8 protein-coding genes and 1 pseudogene are annotated in these 17,263 nt (G+C 60.9%); 3 read left to right on the top strand and 6 right to left on the bottom strand.

Annotation, left to right across the window (positions count from 1 at the left end; genetic code table 11):
- Nucleotides 1–7: 7 nt before the first annotated feature.
- The 3 genes from HW554_RS17035 to HW554_RS17025 form a co-directional block, all read right to left on the bottom strand.
- Complete coding sequence (locus HW554_RS17035; RefSeq protein WP_246285416.1) at nt 8–1,183, bottom strand: acyltransferase family protein; 1,176 nt, start codon at nt 1,181–1,183, stop codon at nt 8–10.
- Nucleotides 1,184–1,283: 100 nt separating this feature from the next.
- Entirely contained in the window at nt 1,284–2,582 is a 1,299-nt protein-coding gene (locus HW554_RS17030; protein ID WP_176909779.1) for a RagB/SusD family nutrient uptake outer membrane protein, read from the bottom strand.
- 12 nt (nt 2,583–2,594) lie between these two features.
- Nucleotides 2,595–5,786 (bottom strand): SusC/RagA family TonB-linked outer membrane protein, encoded by a 3,192-nt coding sequence (locus HW554_RS17025; protein WP_246285414.1) that lies wholly within the window; start codon nt 5,784–5,786, stop codon nt 2,595–2,597.
- An 833-nt stretch (nt 5,787–6,619) separates the two neighbouring features.
- Between HW554_RS17025 and HW554_RS17020 the strand changes: the two genes are divergently transcribed.
- From HW554_RS17020 to HW554_RS17010, 3 genes are all read left to right on the top strand, one after another.
- Nucleotides 6,620–9,769: a SusC/RagA family TonB-linked outer membrane protein gene (locus tag HW554_RS17020; RefSeq protein ID WP_176909778.1), complete on the top strand. Its 3,150-nt coding sequence runs from the start codon at nt 6,620–6,622 to the stop codon at nt 9,767–9,769.
- A gap of 111 nt (nt 9,770–9,880) precedes the next feature.
- Nucleotides 9,881–11,470 carry a SusD/RagB family nutrient-binding outer membrane lipoprotein gene (locus tag HW554_RS17015; RefSeq protein ID WP_176909777.1) on the top strand — a complete coding sequence of 530 codons (1,590 nt, stop codon included), beginning with the start codon at nt 9,881–9,883 and terminating at the stop codon, nt 11,468–11,470.
- A gap of 191 nt (nt 11,471–11,661) precedes the next feature.
- Nucleotides 11,662–12,942 (top strand): hypothetical protein, encoded by a 1,281-nt coding sequence (locus tag HW554_RS17010; RefSeq protein ID WP_176909776.1) that lies wholly within the window; start codon nt 11,662–11,664, stop codon nt 12,940–12,942.
- A gap of 132 nt (nt 12,943–13,074) precedes the next feature.
- Here HW554_RS17010 and HW554_RS20870 read toward each other — a convergent pair whose 3' ends face one another.
- The 3 genes and pseudogenes from HW554_RS20870 to HW554_RS16995 form a co-directional block, all read right to left on the bottom strand.
- Nucleotides 13,075–14,877, bottom strand: a complete 1,803-nt coding sequence (locus HW554_RS20870; protein WP_176909775.1) for a glycoside hydrolase family 10 protein — start codon at nt 14,875–14,877, stop codon at nt 13,075–13,077.
- A gap of 265 nt (nt 14,878–15,142) precedes the next feature.
- Nucleotides 15,143–16,087 (bottom strand): N-acetylornithine carbamoyltransferase, encoded by a 945-nt coding sequence (locus HW554_RS17000; protein ID WP_176909793.1) that lies wholly within the window; start codon nt 16,085–16,087, stop codon nt 15,143–15,145.
- Nucleotides 16,088–16,599: 512 nt separating this feature from the next.
- A pseudogene (locus HW554_RS16995) lies at nt 16,600–17,263 on the bottom strand (carbamoyl phosphate synthase large subunit); the annotation flags it as partial.

The raw sequence follows: 17,263 nt of genomic DNA, 5'->3' as shown, positions 1-17,263 counted from the left end.
TATTCAATCAAACCTTGATGATGACGCCTTTTTTGTACATCAGCCACAACACTCCGAACCAGATGAGCACGCACACCAGCGCACCGGCCAGCGAGGCGTTTAGCGAGCTGAAATAGGGCGTAAAGAACGTGTTGTAGAGCCAGGTTTTGAGCGACACTTCAGCCGCCGTTACTTTAATGGCCCCCAAGGTTTTGGCTACGATGCCCGACAGGAAGAACACGGTAATGGCATTCACGCCGTACACCTGCCCGAAGCTCGTCCACCAGCCGCGGCGGCCCTGCACGTCGCAGAGCCAGTAGAGCAGCGCCAGCGCGGCCGTGGCCAATCCTCCGGTATACAGCACGTAGGAGCTCGTCCAGAGGCTTTTGTTGATGGGAAACCACATATTCCAGATGAGGCCCGCCACGATGAGGCCGGTGGCGGCCACGAACAGCTGGGCCACTCGCACGACCGGTTCCAGCTCGCGGCGGCGCAGGTATTGGCCCACCAGCATCCCGATCAGACCGGTGGCAATAGCCGGCAGCGTGCCCAGCAGGCCCTCGGGGTCCCAGGTACGGCTTTGCTTCCAGAGGTGGGCTTCGCTGAACACCGCCCTATCGAGCCAGGCCCCGAGGTTGGTTTCGGGTTCCAGGTTGGCCGGGCCGAAACCGGGCACCGGCACCAACTGCAACAGCACATTGTAGCCCACCAGCAGCACAATCAGCAGCCCGATTTGCTGGCGACGGCTGGTTTTCAGAAACAGGATGCCGCAGACCAGAAATACCCACGAAATGCGGGCCAGCACCCCCGGAACCCGCACTGTATCAAACTCGAACTTCGGGTATAGCGCCATCAAAAGCCCCAGCCCAAACAGCACCGCCGCCCGCCTCAGCACCCGCAACATGGCGGCGCCATGAGTGGCCGGCTGCTGCCGGGCCACACTCAGCGCGTAGCTGATGCTGACGCCCACAATGAACAGGAAAAACGGGAAAATGAGGTCGGTGGGCGTGCAGCCATGCCATTTGGCGTGCTCCAGCGGGGCGTAGATGTGCCCCCAGTCGCCGGGGTTGTTCACCAGAATCATGGCCGCCACCGTGAGCCCCCGAAACACGTCGAGGCTGATGAGGCGGGCCGGCTGCGAGGCCTCGGCCAGCGGCACAGCGCCGGTAGTTTCAAGGGCAGCCTGGGTAGTGGCAGTGGTCATTGTTTTGGTGGTTAGCTGTTAGAACGTCATTCAGAGCATGCTCCGAATGACGTTTCCTTTGAGTGTCGGGCAGCTGAAAGCCAACTCTCTATTGACAGCGCTAATTAGCCGGGTCGGCGGGGGTATTGCCGTTGTTTTCGCGCTCGATGCGTGGGTAGGGATAGAAATTGCGGTTGCGCTCGGCCCCGGGCTGGCCCGGACCGGGCCGGCCAAAGCGGCGGCTGTCGCCCAGCCGGAAGCCCTGGAAGGCCAGCTCAACGTAGCGGTTACGCAGAATTTCGAGCAGGATGGCATCGGCCGTGAGCGGCCCCGAGTACGCTGGCAGGCTGGCTCCGAGGCCGAAGGCATCCTGGGCCGGCGTTTTGGTGCGCACCTTGTTCAGCTCGATAACCGCGTTGGCCAGGTCGCCTTTGCGGGCGTAGGCTTCGGCCCGAATCAGCAGCATCTCGCCCGGCACATACACCGGAATCGGGGCGTCGTTGGCCGTGTAGAAACCCAAGCCGCGATTCTGAGTGGGCAAGGGAGCCGCCCGTACTAGAAACGGAATTCGCCCGTCGCCGGAGGCCGGGGCCAGCGGCCCGGTCAGGCCCAGGTTTACATCGGTAGGCTCGAAGATATTCTTGTTGCCAAACACCACATCGAAAAGCGGATTGCGGGCAATGTTGTTGAAGTTGAACACCGAGCGGCTGCTCAGATTTACGCGCCCGGCGGCGGCCAGCGCCTTATCATAGTCGCCGAGCACGAGGCTGTAGCGGGCAATAAGAGCCTGCAGCGTATTGGTCAGGTCGATGCCGGGGACAATTTTACCCCGGAACTCGGCCGAAACGGGCGCGGCGGCCAGCTGAGCGGCGGCGGCCTCCAACTGCGTAACGGCGCTGCGCAAAGCCTCCTCGCGCGGCACGAAAGTGGCGTTTTCACCCGTCACCAACGACGTTTGCTCGAAAAACTGCGCGATATCACCCAGCGTCAGGGCCCGGAAAATGCTGGCGTAGGCCACGATGCCACTGCGGGTGCCGGGGTCGGTGGCGTTGTTGGCGTTGGCCAGAATCAAATCGGCGTTGGCCCGCACCAGCTGGGCCGTGGTCCAGAGGTTACGCACTACCGCGTTGTCGTTCACGATGCTGGCCCCGCCAACGGCCACGTTGTTTTCATCGACGTTGCCCTGATTGAGAAGGAACATCTCGCGGGTGCTCAGGCCGCTCAGGGCCACCTTATTATAGAGCACGCTCACCAGCCCACCAGTTGCGTAACGGGCCTGCAGGCCGTTGCTGAGCAGCGTCAGGCCCTCGGCCGAGCCGGTGGCCTGCTCTACGCTGACGGTACTCGGGTTGATGTACTCCTTGTTGCAGCCGCCGAGTACAAGGGTGCCGGCGACGAAAAACAGAACTAGCTTTTTCATAAGAAAGGAGGGCTAAAAGGTGGCCGCCAGGCGGAGCTGATAGGTACGCGGAATGGGCACGTTGCCGAAGTCGATGGCCCGCAGCAAATCGGAGGAGCCGCCGGCACTGGTTTCGGGGTCGAAGCCCCTGTAGTTGTCCCACGAAATCAGGTTGCGCCCCACCAGCGAGAGGTCAAGGGAACTGATGTATTTGCTGAATGTGGGCAGCGCGTAATTAAGGGCCACTTCGCGCAGCTTCACAAACGAGCCGTCGTCGATGCGGAATTGCTGGGTGTTGTAGATGGCGTAGATGTAGCCGCGAGGTAGTTCGCCGCGCAACTCTTTCTCGGCCAAATCGCCCAGGCCCACGCCCTGACGGGTGCGGTAATCGGCGTTGAACACGTCGGCGCCCTGCACGGCATCCAGCAGCACCCGCAGGCCCAGCTTTTTGTAGGTGAAGTTGGTAGTAAACGAGCCGGTCCAGTCGGGGTTGGGGTTACCGATGAGGGCCTGGGCCACGGCCGTGCCGGCCGCGTAGCTGGGCTGGCCATCGGCTCCGCGCGAGGGCACGTAGGTAGTGGAGCCCGTTACCTGGCCGCTGGTGCGCTCATCCTGCGGGAAACCCTGGGGCGTAAGCAGCAACGAGCCGTCGGGGTTGGTAGCGTAGGTCGAGCCGTAGAACACGCCCGCCGGCTGGCCCTGCAGCAGATACACCGGTGCCCCGGCCGAGTTGGCGATGGTAATGGCCTGCACGTTGCCATTCGAGCCGGGCAGCTTGGTCACCTCGTTGCGGTTGCGGCTGAAAACAACCGTCATGTCCCAGCTGAAATCGGTAGTGCGGATGGCCGTGCCGTTGAGCAGCACCTCCAGGCCCCGGTTTTCCATGGTGCCCACGTTGTCGAGAATGGTGGAGCCGCCGGTGGTAGGAGCTAGGTTGCGCGGTACCACCAAGTCGCTGATGCGCTGGCGGTATACCGTTACGCTCAGGCCCAGCCGGTCGCCGAAGAAGCCCAGATCCACGCCGCCTTCCAGCTCGTTAAGGCGCTCGGGCCGCACGCCGCCGTTGGCCAGCTGGGCCGAGGGCACCAGCGCGCTCGTCACGAACAGGCCCGGATTGACTTGGTAAAACCGGTCGTAGGGGCCGATGCCGTTCAGGTTGCCCGCGTCGCCGTAGCTGGCCCGCAGCTTGAACGTGTTGAACTGCTGGGCGAAAGCCGCATTCTTCCACAAATCAATATCCGAAAGCACCAGCGAGCCGCTCACTTTGGGGTAATACTGGTTGGTCTGGGAAGGCGAGAAGCGCGACGAGCCGTCGCGGCGGATGGCTCCGGTAAGGAAAGCCAGGTTGCGGTAGCCCACCGTGGCCTGCCCGTAAATACCGTTCAAATCAGACTGGGCCAGCGAGTAATCGGCCGTAACGGTGCTGGGGGCAGCTCCGCGGATAGTAGTTACGAACGGCGACAGAAACTGCCCCTGCTGGTTGGCAAACGAGTTGCGTAAGTACTGGTAGTTGTAGCCGGCGCGCAGGCTAAGCTTGAAATCTTCCGAGAAATTGTACTCGTAGCCCAGGTTGATATCGGAGTTGAGGTTGATTTCCGTGTTATTGGCATCGGAGGCAAAACCATCGGGGTAGCGGGCGGCCGGCAGGCCGGCCGCCGCCTGATACGGATAGGGCCGGATGTAGCCCTGGCCCACCTGCGAGTAGGCATCTACACCCAGAATATAGTCGAAGCTGAAGCCCTTAAACGGGGTCAGGTTCACTTGCAGGTCGCTGATGGTGCGGTTGGTGGCCTGCGTAAACTTCATGTCCTCGATAGTCGAGAGCGGGTTGACGCGGGTAGGCTCCACGGCCAGCAGGTTGCCGTTGGCATCACGCCGGCTGATGTCGTAGATGTTGTTGGTGATGTTGACCGCGTTGATGGGGCTGTAGAAAACGTTGCCGTTGGCCTTCTCGCTGGCCGAGCTGTTGATGTAGCTCACCCCGGCCGACACCTTGGCCCAGTTTGTCAGGCGCTGATCCACGCGGGCGCGTAGGTTGTAGCGCCGGAAGTTGGTGTCGTCGATGATGCCGTTGTTGTTGAGGTAGCCCGCCGACACGAAGTACTGGGTCCGGTCGGAGCCGCCCGAAATCGAAACGCCGTTGTCGGTGCCGGAAGCCGTGCGGAAAATATCCTTGAAATAGTCGTAGCGCTGCACGTCTACGAGGTTGCTGGCCAGCTGGGCCGTGCCGTTGGCCCGCGTAATGCCAACGGTAGTCGTGCCAGGGTTGGCGGCAATCTGTGCCGCCGACACGCCCGAAATCGGGTAGAGCCGCAGGCCCTCGAAGCCGAACTGCTTACCGAACGTGTTCACGGGCACCGACTTGCGCAGCTCGTTTATCTGGAAGCTGGTGTAAACCGACACCCGCGCGGCCCCGGCTTTACCGCGTTTGGTGTTGATGATGACCACCCCGTTGGAGGCCCGCGAACCGTAGATGGCCGCGGCGGCGGCTCCATTCAGCACGTTCAGGCTCTCGATGTCGTTGGGGTTGATGTCGGCCAGGCGGTTCTGGCCGGGGTTGGCCGTGCCAATGTCGTTGCTCAGCGCCCGTTGCGACACGTTGGTGCTCTGGTTGCTCACGATTACGCCATCAATCACGTACAATGGGTCGGAGGAGCCGGCCAGCGAAGTAATACCGCGCAACCGCACCGATATGGAGCCGGAAGGGTCGCCCGAGTTCTGCACGATTTGCGCGCCGGCCACCTTGCCCTGCAGGGAGTTAAGCAGCTGGCCGCTACCCGTTTTTTCCAGCTGCTTGCTATCAATAACGGTAATGGCATTGCCCAGCTCGCGCCGGTTCACGGCCACCGTCGAACCAATTACAACGACGTTATCCAGGCTCTGGCTGGCCGTGTTCAGCACCACATCGGTACTTACGGCAGAGCTATTGCCCAGCGTAATAGGGCGGGTTTCTCCCTGGTAACCAATGGCCGAAAATACCAGCCGATAGGCCCCGGGAGCCAGATTCACGGCCAATTGGTAATTGCCGTCGGCATCGGTCGAGGCCCCGAGTGCGGTACCACCCACCAGCACTGTTACGCCGGGCAGCGCCTGCCCCCGCTCGTCGGTAACGCGGCCCTGTAGCGTAAAGGCCTGCTGAGTTTGAGCGTGGGCCGAAACCAAGGGCAGCGTGGCCAGCCCGCCCAGTAGCATCAGTGGTCGTATGCAAGCGTAATGGTGGGGCATATGAGGTGGGAAATGGGGTGGAAACTGGACTAAGCTGTGGGAATGTAGCAGAAATATTAGTCTTTTCTGTTGTAATATATTGTTAGATGCCAGCGGATAGCGCCCTTTTTCTGCTGAAGTCCCAACCTCAGCAAAGAATATGGTTACCGTGTTCGGGCAGAACAGGCTGGCCACACGGCCGGGCAAAGCGGATGCGACACCCAAGTTTCGGCACCTTCGCCCGCCGACTGGGGCGCTACAGTTGCAGATGTCTTACAAAGGCGTTTTCCGCATTGGTAAAACTGCGGCAGCACAGGTGTTTAACCCGCATTACAAAGTATGGCGGAGGGTGCAGAGCCTCACTCCACCTGCTGCATTCCGATAAAACCCTTCGCAGTTTGCGCTAGGTATCGGGTAAACTAGCGCAAATCTCGGGCTGCGGTAGGGTGCGTAGAGACGCGACCCATCGCGTCTGCTCGTTGAACAGTAGCCGTGCAACGAGCAGACGCGATGGGTCGCGTCTCTACGCACTGCGCAGTGATTTGACAAACGCTCTACCTGACCATCATCGACAGTTTCAAGCGCGAACTAATTGGCAGGCAACGGCACCTGGCTTAAGCAGCATGAGCACAGAAGCGGAAGTACCACCTAAGATACTTGCTTTCAAGCTGGGCGTTTTTCAACTTTATCATCATCTTCGTATCCTGGCACACTGCCTTAGTGAGCCAATTGCGCTATTTATTCTTCCTATCTATTCCGTTGCCGAAGGTTTTTCCTGGCACGGTGCGGCCAGCTTACTGGCTGCAGGCCATACCGGCCGCTGCTGCATTTCCCACCACTCTTCTCCCTGCATCATGCAAAAACTCTACTGGCTGGCCCCCGCACTGGGGGCCGCGCTGGCCCTCCCGCCCCAGGTGGTTCGGGCCCAGACAACGGCGCAGCGCACCGTAACGGGCGTTGTAACGGCCGCTCTCGACCGCTCACCACTACCCGGCGTAACGGTAATTGTGAAGGGCACTACCATTGGCGCCACCACTGATTCGGAAGGGCGCTTTTCAGTTGTGGCCGCCCCGGGCAGTACGCTCTCTTTTAGCTTTATCGGCTACACCACCCAGGATCGGGCGGTGGATGCCGGCGACGGCCCCATTAGCGTTGCGCTGAAGGAAAGCACCACCACCCTTAACGACGTGGTGATTACCGGCTACAACATTGCCCAGGAACGGCGCGACATTGTAACGGCGGTGCAGGAAGTGAAGGCCAAGGATATCATCGACTCGCGCCAGACCAATATCGTGAATGCGCTGCAGGGCAAGGTGGCAGGCGTCAACATCACCTCGTCGGGTGGCTCGCCGGGTGAGGGTTCGGCCATCGTCATTCGGGGCGGTACCTCGCTCGACGGCGACAACCAGCCGCTATTCATCATCGACGGGATGATTATGGATAACTCGTCGTTTCAGGAAAGCACGGCACCCGGCGGGGGGTCGCAGTTCAACGGGCTGCTGGGCCGTTCGGTGGGCACGCCCAACCGCGCCGGTGACCTTAACCCCGAAGATATTGCCAGCATGACGGTGCTAAAAGGCCCGGCCGCCGCCGCCCTTTACGGCCTGAGAGCTGCCAACGGCGCCGTGGTTATCACCACCAAAAAGGGCACCGCCGGCCGCACCACCATCAACTACCGCACGCAGTTTTCGGTGGATGAGGTGAACCGGCTGCCCAAAACGCAGGACCAGTACCAGCAGGGCTCGAACGGGGTGTTTGACGCTACCACCCGTAACTCGTGGGGGCCGCGCTTCGCGCCGGGCCAGGCGCAGTTCGACAACCTGCCCAACTTCTTTGATAAGGGTTATGCCTTCCAGAACTTCCTGAATATGTCGGGCGGCACCGAGAAGGCGACCTTCTTCGTATCGGCCTCGCGCCTCGACCAGACTGGCGTAACGCCCGAAAACAAGTACGACAAAACCACGGTGCGACTCTCGGGCACGGCCCAGTTGTCGCCCAAGTTCAACGTAACGGGCTCAGCCCAGTACCTGAACTCGGGCGGGCGGCGCACCCTGCAAGGGCCAGGTCTGTTTGGCTCGCAGGGCGGCTTTCTGCTGAGTTTGCTTAACTGGCCCCAGAATGATGACGCCCGCGTTTACCTCAACGCCGACGGTAGCCGCCGCCGCCTACTGCCGCCCAACAACGGCACCGACATCGATGCCGACAACCCTTACTGGTCGGCCATCTACAACCCCCAGACCGACCGCACCAACCGCTTTCTGGGCAACACTCAGCTCAGCTTCAAGGTACTGCCCTTCCTGACGCTGAGCCACAACATCGGTACCGACCTGGCTACCACCCACTCGACTTCGGTGCGGGCGGTGGGCACCTCGCAGGTGGGCAACCAGAACGGCGGCGTTGCCGAAACCGTGGACCTCAACCGGCTGATTACGGCCACTACCCTGGCCTCGTTCCAGCACACGTTCAGCGAAAACCTGCGCGGCTCGCTGATTCTGGGCAACACCATTGAGCAGAGCCGCAGTGAGGCGGTGGACTATATAGGTCTGGTTTTCCTGAATCCGACCTTTGTGAGCATCAATAACACGGCGTTTCGCAATGCCCTGCAGCGGGTGAGCACCCGGCGGCTGGTGGGCAACTTCGCTCAGCTTAGTACCACGCTCTTCGACCAGATAATTGTGGAGCTGCAGGGCCGCTACGACAAATCGTCGACGCTGCCGCGGCCCGATGAGGGCAAGGTATTCGGCAAGGGTTTCGGCTACGGCTCGGCGGCGCTGGGCTACGAGTTTACCCGCACGCTGGGGCTGGAGCAGAACAGCATCCTCAACTACGGCAAGCTGCGGGCCTCGGTGGCCCAGGTGGGCCGCGACACCGGCCCGTACCGGGTGCTGTCGCCGCTCACGAGCAATACCTACATCGGGGGCGGCTTCCGCAACGACTTCTTCGGCTCCAACCCGCTGCTCAAGCCTGAGCAGACCCGCTCCTACGAGGCCGGCGTTAACCTGCAGTTCTTCCAGAACCGGCTGGGATTCGATTTCAACTACTATTTCTCGCGCACCAAAGACCAGCTGATTGCCCCGCGCGTCAGCCAGGCCACGGGCTTTATTCTACAGTACATCAACGGCGGGGTAGTAACCAATGAGGGCCAGGAAGTCACACTCAGCGGTACGCCCGTTCGTTCGGCATCGGGTTTCAGCTGGGATATTCTGGCCAACTTCTACCACAACACCAACCGCACCGAGTCGCTGCCTTCGCCGCTGACGGTGGTGTTCCAGTCGGATGCCTTTATTACCAACGTGCACCAGGGCGGCGCTTTTGTGGGACGGCCCATTACGGGCATTGCCGCCTACGACTTCCAGCGCGTAACCAACCCCGAAAGTCCTGACTTCGGCAAGATGCTCATCAACCCCACTACCGGCTATCCTATTCCGGGCACTACGTTCACCTACGTTGGCAACCGGGCGCCGCGCTTTACTACGCAGCTTACCAACACGGTTAGCTACAAGGGCGTGGGCCTGAGCTTCCTGCTCGATTTCCGGGTGGGTGGCAAAGTAGTGAACGGCAACGACCTGTACAGCACCGTTACCGGCACCGGCCCACGCACCACCGAACGCTACAAGGAGGTGGTATTCGATGGCGTAGTGACCAATACCGACGGCAGCTACTCGCCCAATGCCCGCCCCGTCGAGCTGACCCAAGGATACTACCAGAACATTCTGGGCGCGGTGGGTACGCCCTTCATCGAGGACGCTTCCTGGACGCGCCTGCGCTACGCCACGCTCAGCTACGCGCTGCCTGCCGCACTGCTGGAGCGTACCGGCGTTATCAAAGGCCTGGAGCTGAACGTAACCGGCCGCAACCTGCTGCTGCTGACCAAATACACCGGAGCCGACCCCGAAACGGCGGCCTCCGGCTCGGGTGTGCGCGGCGGCGGCTCCAACGGCTTCGACTACGGCAACGTGCCCGCCACCCGCGGCGTGGACATGGGCCTACGCGTTACTTTCTAATGATAAGCTGCTAGCTATTGGCTGATAGCGACTTGCTTTCTGGTCTTACAGAAAGCACCGCTGACCAGCCAGCAGCTAACCGCTAGCAGACCACAGCTTAACTACACGACAATGAAAAAATATCTTCTGTTTCTGGGGCTGCTTGTGGGTGGAACCGGGGCCTTGAGCTCGTGCGAGAGTTTTCTCGACGTGAACGACAACCCCAATAACCCCTCCGAGGCCACGCCCAACTTCCTGCTGCCCAACATCATCGCCAACGGCATTCAAACGCAGATGTTCACCAGTCTGCGTACGCCGTATATCGAACAGTACATTGTGAGCCGTACCGTGAACAGCGGCGGCAACGACCAGTACCGCTTCACCAACGCCCAGAGCACCAACACGTTCAACTACTCCTACTTTCAGTCGGGTGGCAACATTCCGCCCATGATAAAGGCGGCGCAGGCCGAGGGGTCGGTGTACTACGTGGGCGCAGGCAAGATTATGCAGGCCCTGATTCTGGCCCACCTCACCGACATGATGGGCGACGTGCCCTACTCCGAAGCCTACCAGGGCGGGGCCAACTACAAGCCCAAGTACGACTCGCAGGAGCAGCTGTACGCGTCCATCAACCAGCTGCTCGATGAGGGCATTGTGGAGATGAGCAAGCCCGCCAGCGAAAACACGCGGCCCTTCTACAGCACCTCGCCCAGCGAGAGTGGCGACATTCTGTACAAAGGTGACCCGACCAAGTGGGTTAAGCTGGCCTACTCGCTCAAGGCCCGACAGCTCAACCACCTAACCAAAAAAGCCAGCTACGACCCCAACGCCGTGCTGGCCCTGGTCGACAAGGGCTTTAAGGCCACGACCGACGATGCCCAGCTGCAGTTCCAGGCGGCGGTGGCGCCCCTGGTCAATACCACCAACATCTTCGGTACCACGCGGTCCAACTTCGGCACGGCCACGTTCTCGAACAACTTCCTCGACTACCTCGATGGCAATAGGTTTCCGGGCGTAACCGACCCACGCTTCGGCATTATGGCCCCCACCACCAGCACCGGAGCGGCTCCCGGCGCCGGTACGCCTGCCGGCACCAACCTCACGCCGGGCAGCACCCTCACCGATTTCTATGCCAGCTGGTACGCTCGCGACCTGGGCTACTTCGAGGTGATTACCTACCACGAGCTCAAATTCATCGAGGCCGAGGCCGCCTTTAAAGCAGGCAACAAAACCCGGGCCCTGACGGCTTACAAAGAGGGCATTCGAGCACACATGGCTAAAATCGGGGTGGGCGGCACCTTTGCCGCGCCAAATGTTACGTTCCCCGTCATCACGCCGGCCCAGATTACGACCTACCTCAACAGCGCCGCCGTGGCCCAGACGGCCGAGCAGCTGGCCTCCCCTACCAACCCCGCCGTGCCCCGCGCCATCATGGAGCAGAAGTACATTGCTATGTTCCTCAACCCCGAGTCGTGGACCGACATGCGCCGCTACGACTTCAGCTCCGACGTGTACGTGAACTTCCAGTACCCAACCGGCAACAGCGTAAACGCGGACCTGTCGGGTAACCCCGACCCCAAACTGCGCTTCCCGCGCCGCCTGCTGCCGGGTGCCACCGAAACCCTGTATAACCCCGAGGAAGTAGCCCGCCAGTTCTCCGAAGCTGGTGCCACCACCAACGACGACTACATCGGTAAGCCCTTGTGGTTCGACCGGCCTTAAAAGGCAACCTGTCGTGCTGATGTTGCCAACGTACTTGTCATGCTGAGCCTGCCGAAGCATCTCTATCGCAACACCAACTCAGTTGGGTTAGCCAACTCTACCACGAAGCGGTATAGATGCTTCGGCAAGCTCAGCATGACGGGTGCGTTACCCGTTCTCCCCCATCCTCTTTCGACTTTTTCCCTTTTGATATGAACTCTACGCCTCTGTTTTCCCGTCCGGCCCGGCTGCTGCCGCTGGCGGCGGTGCTGCTGTTGAGCAGCTGCGAGAAGGAGCTGGATACGTACTACTCCGAAGTCGGGCCCCAGTTCCCCACCTTCTCCACCAACGCCTTGGGCACGGCCACCAAGTACGCTACCGGCGAGGTAGTGCCGTTCGAGCTGCGCTTCGCCCCCCAAACCGACCCGATCAAGGAAATCCGGATTTACCAGAAAATAGAGCCCGGCCGCGACTCGACGCTGGTCACCACGATTCCGTACAAGGCGTCCTTCTCGCGCATCCGGCAGGCCGATACACTGGTGGTGAACTACGTGGTGCCGGCCGGTGCCAACAAAGCCAACGTGAAGGTGGATGCTCTGCTGGTAAGCACCAACGGCCAGATCAAGGGCCGTAACTTCAGCTTCCGGCTGGCCGAGGCCACGCCTATCATCCGCCTCAATGCCCCGACCAACGTAACCCTGCCAACCGGTGCATCACCCGCTCCCGGCGACGTGGTGCGCTTTCCGGTAGTCATCAACGAAGGCGGCATTAATACCGCCTCCTCGTTCACGGCCACTGGTATTCTGTACAAGGATATCGACAGCTTGATTACCTATGTGAAGGTGGGTACGGCTGCCGAGCGGCGCTTTGCCCGCCAGCGCGTGCCGGTAGCCGGTGCCCAGAGCGGAGCCGCCACCACCGTAAACGTCGATGCCGCGCTACCGGCCGGCAGCGCGGGCCAGCCGGTGGTGTTTCGCTTCGAAGCCAAAAGCCGCTTCCTGAGCGTGCCGCCAAGCACCCGCTCGGCCACGGTCACGGCTGTCGCCTTCACGCCCGTCGCGGCCACGCCCTTAGCCGCCGCACGCACCGCCACGCTCAGCTACACCGGCACCACCGGCGGCGACCTGGCCGCCTTCGACCTGACGACCTTCGCGCCGGTAGCAGCCGCCTCTCCCATTGCGACCAAAGACGTAGCCATTACCAGCACAGCCGGCAATGCGGTACGCCTGCAGGCCCTCAACACGACGAAGTTTGTGCGTGTGGCCACCGGCGGCGCAGCGGCTTATACCAACGCCACGCTCAACAGCATCCGCCAGACCTACCAGGCCACGGCCGCCGCCAGCCAGGTAGCCCAGCTTGATAACGTGCTCGTCGGCGACGTTATCATCGCCCGCCTGCGTGGCCTCGACCAGTACGCCATCTTCACCGTCACCGGCCTCAACCGCACTTCCACCACGGATGTAACTGTTACGCTGGCTATAAAGGCGCTGTAGTTAGCCGTTAGGCGAACAAACGAAAAGGGCCCTGCACTCAACTGAGTGCAGGGCCCTTTTCGTTTGTTCGCAATGTCTGCCTCTCCTGAACAAAAGTTATAAACTCTCAGCTAACAACTAAGTAAGACAAGGTCACCGCCGGCCGCCGAAGACGCGCTCGAAAAAGCCACCACGCTTTTTCGTCTTGGTTTTTATCTTGACTTTGGTGGGGGCTGGAGGACCTGGAGCGGGCCGCACAACGGGCGGACGTGGGGCCGGGGTTTCGCCTACCGGAGCAGGGGCCGGATTCGGCTGGGGCGTGGGTGGCGTTACGGAGGCCGGTTCGGGCGTGGGTTCAGGTGGGGCTTGGGCTATTACTATTTCGGCAGCGCGGCCGGTGGTGCGCACCCACATCGGGCGACTTTCGTTGTGCAGGCGGTCGAGGGAGGTGAGGTAATAAGCATAGGCCTGGCCGGGGCGGGCGGTGGTATCGGCGAAAACGAGGCCGGTGCCGGGGCTTGTCCGTACCAGGGCCAGCAGGTTGCGCGGGTCGTCGGGACGGGGCGTTTGGTCGGGCGTGAAGCGGTAGAGGGCGTAGTAGCTAGCCCGGTCGCCGTCGGGAGCGGGCGGGGCGGGCTGCCAGGTGAGCACGTTGGCGGCAGTGCTGGCTGTAACGGTCAGGCGCTGGGGCGGCAGCGGCGGCACGGCATCAATCCAGGGCATGGTCGGCGGCAGGGCCGGGTAGCGAAACTCGTGCTGCCGCAGCGAGTCGGTGGTGCGTAGCGGATTGGCCATGAGCGACTTCGAACTGAAGAATACGCTACCCTGCAGCTCGGCGGGATACGTACGGTTCAGGCGCACCTGCCGGGGCAGCTCGCGCGGGTTGCGCCACACGGTGTCGGCCTTGGTGTTTTCGAGCATGCGGTAAGCACCGTGGCCGATGTATACGTGGCGGCCGTTGGCGTTGCGGGCCCACCATTCGACCAGCGTGGGGTAGCGGGCTACCGCGAAGCCGGTGCTCCAGTACAGCTGGGGCAGCAGGTAATCAACCCACCCCTGGCGGGTCCATTCCAGCGCGTCGGCATACAGGCCGTCGTAGCCCTCGAAGGCGCGGGTGTCGGAGCCGTTGGGGTCGGTGCGCTGGTTGCGCCACACGCCGAAAGGCGAGATGCCGAACTTCACCCAGCGCTTGGTGCTGCTGATGGACTCGTGCAGGTCGCGGATGAGCAGGTTCACGTTCTGACGGCGCCAGTCGGCCAGCTTCAGGTTGTCGGGGTTGTAGCGGGCGAAGGCATCCTGGTCCTCAATCACCTTTTTAGCCTCCGGATACGGGTAGAAGTAGTCGTCGAAGTGTACCCCGTCGATGTCGTAGCGGCGCACCACGTCCAGAATCACGCGATTGATGTAGGCGCGCACTTCGGGCAGCCCAGGGTTGTAGAGCAGCTTGCCCGAGTAGCGCAGAAACCACTCCGGATGCTGCCGGTACGGGTGGTTGGGCGCGAGCCGGCGCGTGAGCGTGTCCATGGTGGCCCGGTAGGGGTTGAACCAGGCATGGAACTCCATACCGCGGTTGTGGGCTTCCTCAATCAGGAACGGCAGCGGGTCGTAGTAGGGCGCGGGCGCCTTGCCCTGGGTGCCGGTTAGCCACTTGCTCCAAGGCTCCAGCTCGCTGGCGTAAAAGGCATCGGAAGCGGGCCGCACCTGCACAAACACGGCGTTGATGCCGGTGCGCTGGTGGTCGTCGAGGATGCGGCGGTACTCGCGGCGCTGCTGCTCGGGACTCAGGTTGCGGCTGCTGGGCCAGTCGATGTTCTCCACCGTGGCAATCCACACGCCCCGCAACTCCCGCTTTGGCGGCACCCCGGCCTCTTGGGCCCACACCGGCGACACAGTGGTCAGCAGGCAGGCAATCAATAACAGAACAAACGGGCGGGCGGCGGTAGGCAATACGAGCATTGCCGCAAATTTAGGGGTAAAATCGTAGGGGCGGGGCTTGTCCCCGCCCGCCCCTCGAACAGCTACGCTTGGTTCTGTGCAATAGCATACCCTAACGGCGGGCGGAAGCAGGCCCCGCCCCTACTTCATTTACATGTCCGTTCTACCGGTATCGTTCAACGGCGGGCGGGGACAAGCCCCGCCCCTACAGCGTTTCCATGTTCTCGTTCTGCCAGGTAGGGGCGGGTGCAAGCTCCACTCTTACCTGGCAGAACCGACCTCTCCCCTACTTCAACAGCTCGTGCAGTACTGTTTGCATGGCAAAGGTGCGGTTGCCGGCTTCCTGGATGATGAGTGAGTTGGGCGAATCGAGCACGGCGTCCGACACCTCCACGTTGCGGCGCACGGGCAGGCAATGCAGGAACTTGGCGTCGTTGGTGAGGGCCATGTGGGCGGGCGTCAGCATCCAGTCGGGGTCGGTGCTGAGCACCTGGCCGTAGTCGTAGTAGCTGCTCCAGTTTTTGGCCTGCACGAAGTCGGCGCCGGCCAGGGCCTTTTGCTGGTCGTACTCGATGCGGGCCCCGCGGGTGAATTTGGGGTCCAATTCGTAGCCTTCGGGGTGGGTGATGACCAGGTCCACCCAGTCGATATCGGTGAACCAGTCGCAGAACGAGTTGGGCACGCACTGGGGCAGCGCGCGCACGTGCGGAGCCCAGGTGAGTACCACTTTCACGTGCTCGGTACGCTTGGTTTCGGCCACCGTGAGTAGGTCGGTGAAGCTTTGTAGCGGGTGTAACGTGGCGCTTTCGAGGCTGATGACGGGCACCGTGGCGTAGCTGAGAATCTTGTTGAAGAAGACCTCGCTATAATCGGCTTCCTTATCGGTGAGCGTGGGGAAGGTGCGCACGCCCAGCACGTCGCAGTACTGGCTCATCACGGCAATGGCCTCCTTGATGTGCTCCTGGGTCGAGCCGTCCATCACGGCGCCGTCGGCCGTTTCCAGCGTCCACGAGTCGGTACCAGCGTTCAGCACCCACACCTGAGCCCCAAGGTTGTAGGCCGCCTTCACCGAGCTAAGCCGGGTGCGCAAACTGGGGTTGAAGAAGATGAGGCCGACAGTTTTGTTGCGCCCGATGTGCTGGTACCCGTAGGGGTTGGCCTTGATTTCCAGGGCTTGCTGCAACAGGGCTTTATAGTCGCCCGCATCGGCGAAGGAGGTGAAGTTTTTCATGTGGGGGATGGTGGTCACAGTAGCACACTGTGATTTGGTAGTCGGAGTAACGACCTTATGGACATTTATTTGCCTTGGCAGGTAATCAAGCCTTTTTCATAGTCAACCTCAGATATATCAGGATCTATTCGGCTATACTTTATCTCCAGACAGTCCCCAATCTTCAATTGATCTATTTCCCTCGAGAACGTTTGTTGATAAGGCTTACCATCAACATAGTACCTACACTCTACTTGTCTAGGACCGGTTCTGATACCTGACGGTATGCCAAGCCAGATGACTTTTCCTCGTGTAGTAGAGTAACTCAACATTTTCTGTTTCTTATCGAAATAAGAATGCAGGCTCAGCATAATTAAAACAGATATGGCCACCCCCAATACACGGTTATAGGTCTGCTTTGATTTAGTGGAAGTTATTATCTTATGCTTGTTCATCTAGAATTTGTCAGAATAAAAACAACGTCGTGCTTAGACTCTGCTCAGCATGACGTTGTTTTCTGCTAATACTTGCACTTACATCGCCTTGTACTCGTTCCAGCTCTTAATCTTCAAGTCCTTCATTTCCAGCGTGCAAAAGGCCTTAATGAACGCCTTGGCCAGTCGGGCATTGGTCAGCAAACCCACGCCGGAATCCACGGCCGTGCGGCGGATTTTGTAGTCGTTATCCAATTCGCCTTTCGAGAGGTTTTTCGGGATATTGATGACCAGGTCGATTTTCTTTTCCTTGATATACGTCAGCACGTTGGGCTCCTGCATATCGTCGGGCCAATAAAGGAGGCTCGATGGTACGTTGTTTTCGGCGAAGAAGCGGTGGGTACCCTGCGTGGCGTAAATCTGGTAGCCGCGCTTCACCAGCAGCTGGGTGGCGGAGAGTAGCGCCACTTTCGACGTGATGGGGCCGCCGGAAATGAGCACCGTTTTGGTGGGAATTTTGTAGCCCACGCTCAGCATGGCTTTCAGCAGGGCTTCCTCGGCGGTGTCGCCCAGGCAGCCTACCTCGCCGGTGCTCACCATGTCGACGCGCATCACCGGGTCGGCGCCGGGCAGGCGGGTGAAGGAGAACTGCGGGGCCTTCACGCCCACGAAGGGCAGGTCGTAGACCCGCTCGCTTTCGTCGCGGGGCACTTGCTTGCCCAGCAGCACCTGGGTGGCCTTTTTGATGAGGTTGTTGCCCGAA

It is taken from the genome of Hymenobacter lapidiphilus (assembly GCF_013377885.1).
GTDB lineage: Bacteria > Bacteroidota > Bacteroidia > Cytophagales > Hymenobacteraceae > Hymenobacter > Hymenobacter lapidiphilus.
The sequence above is the reverse complement of the archived record's forward strand: the minus strand, read 5'-3'. Positions and strand labels throughout refer to the sequence as shown.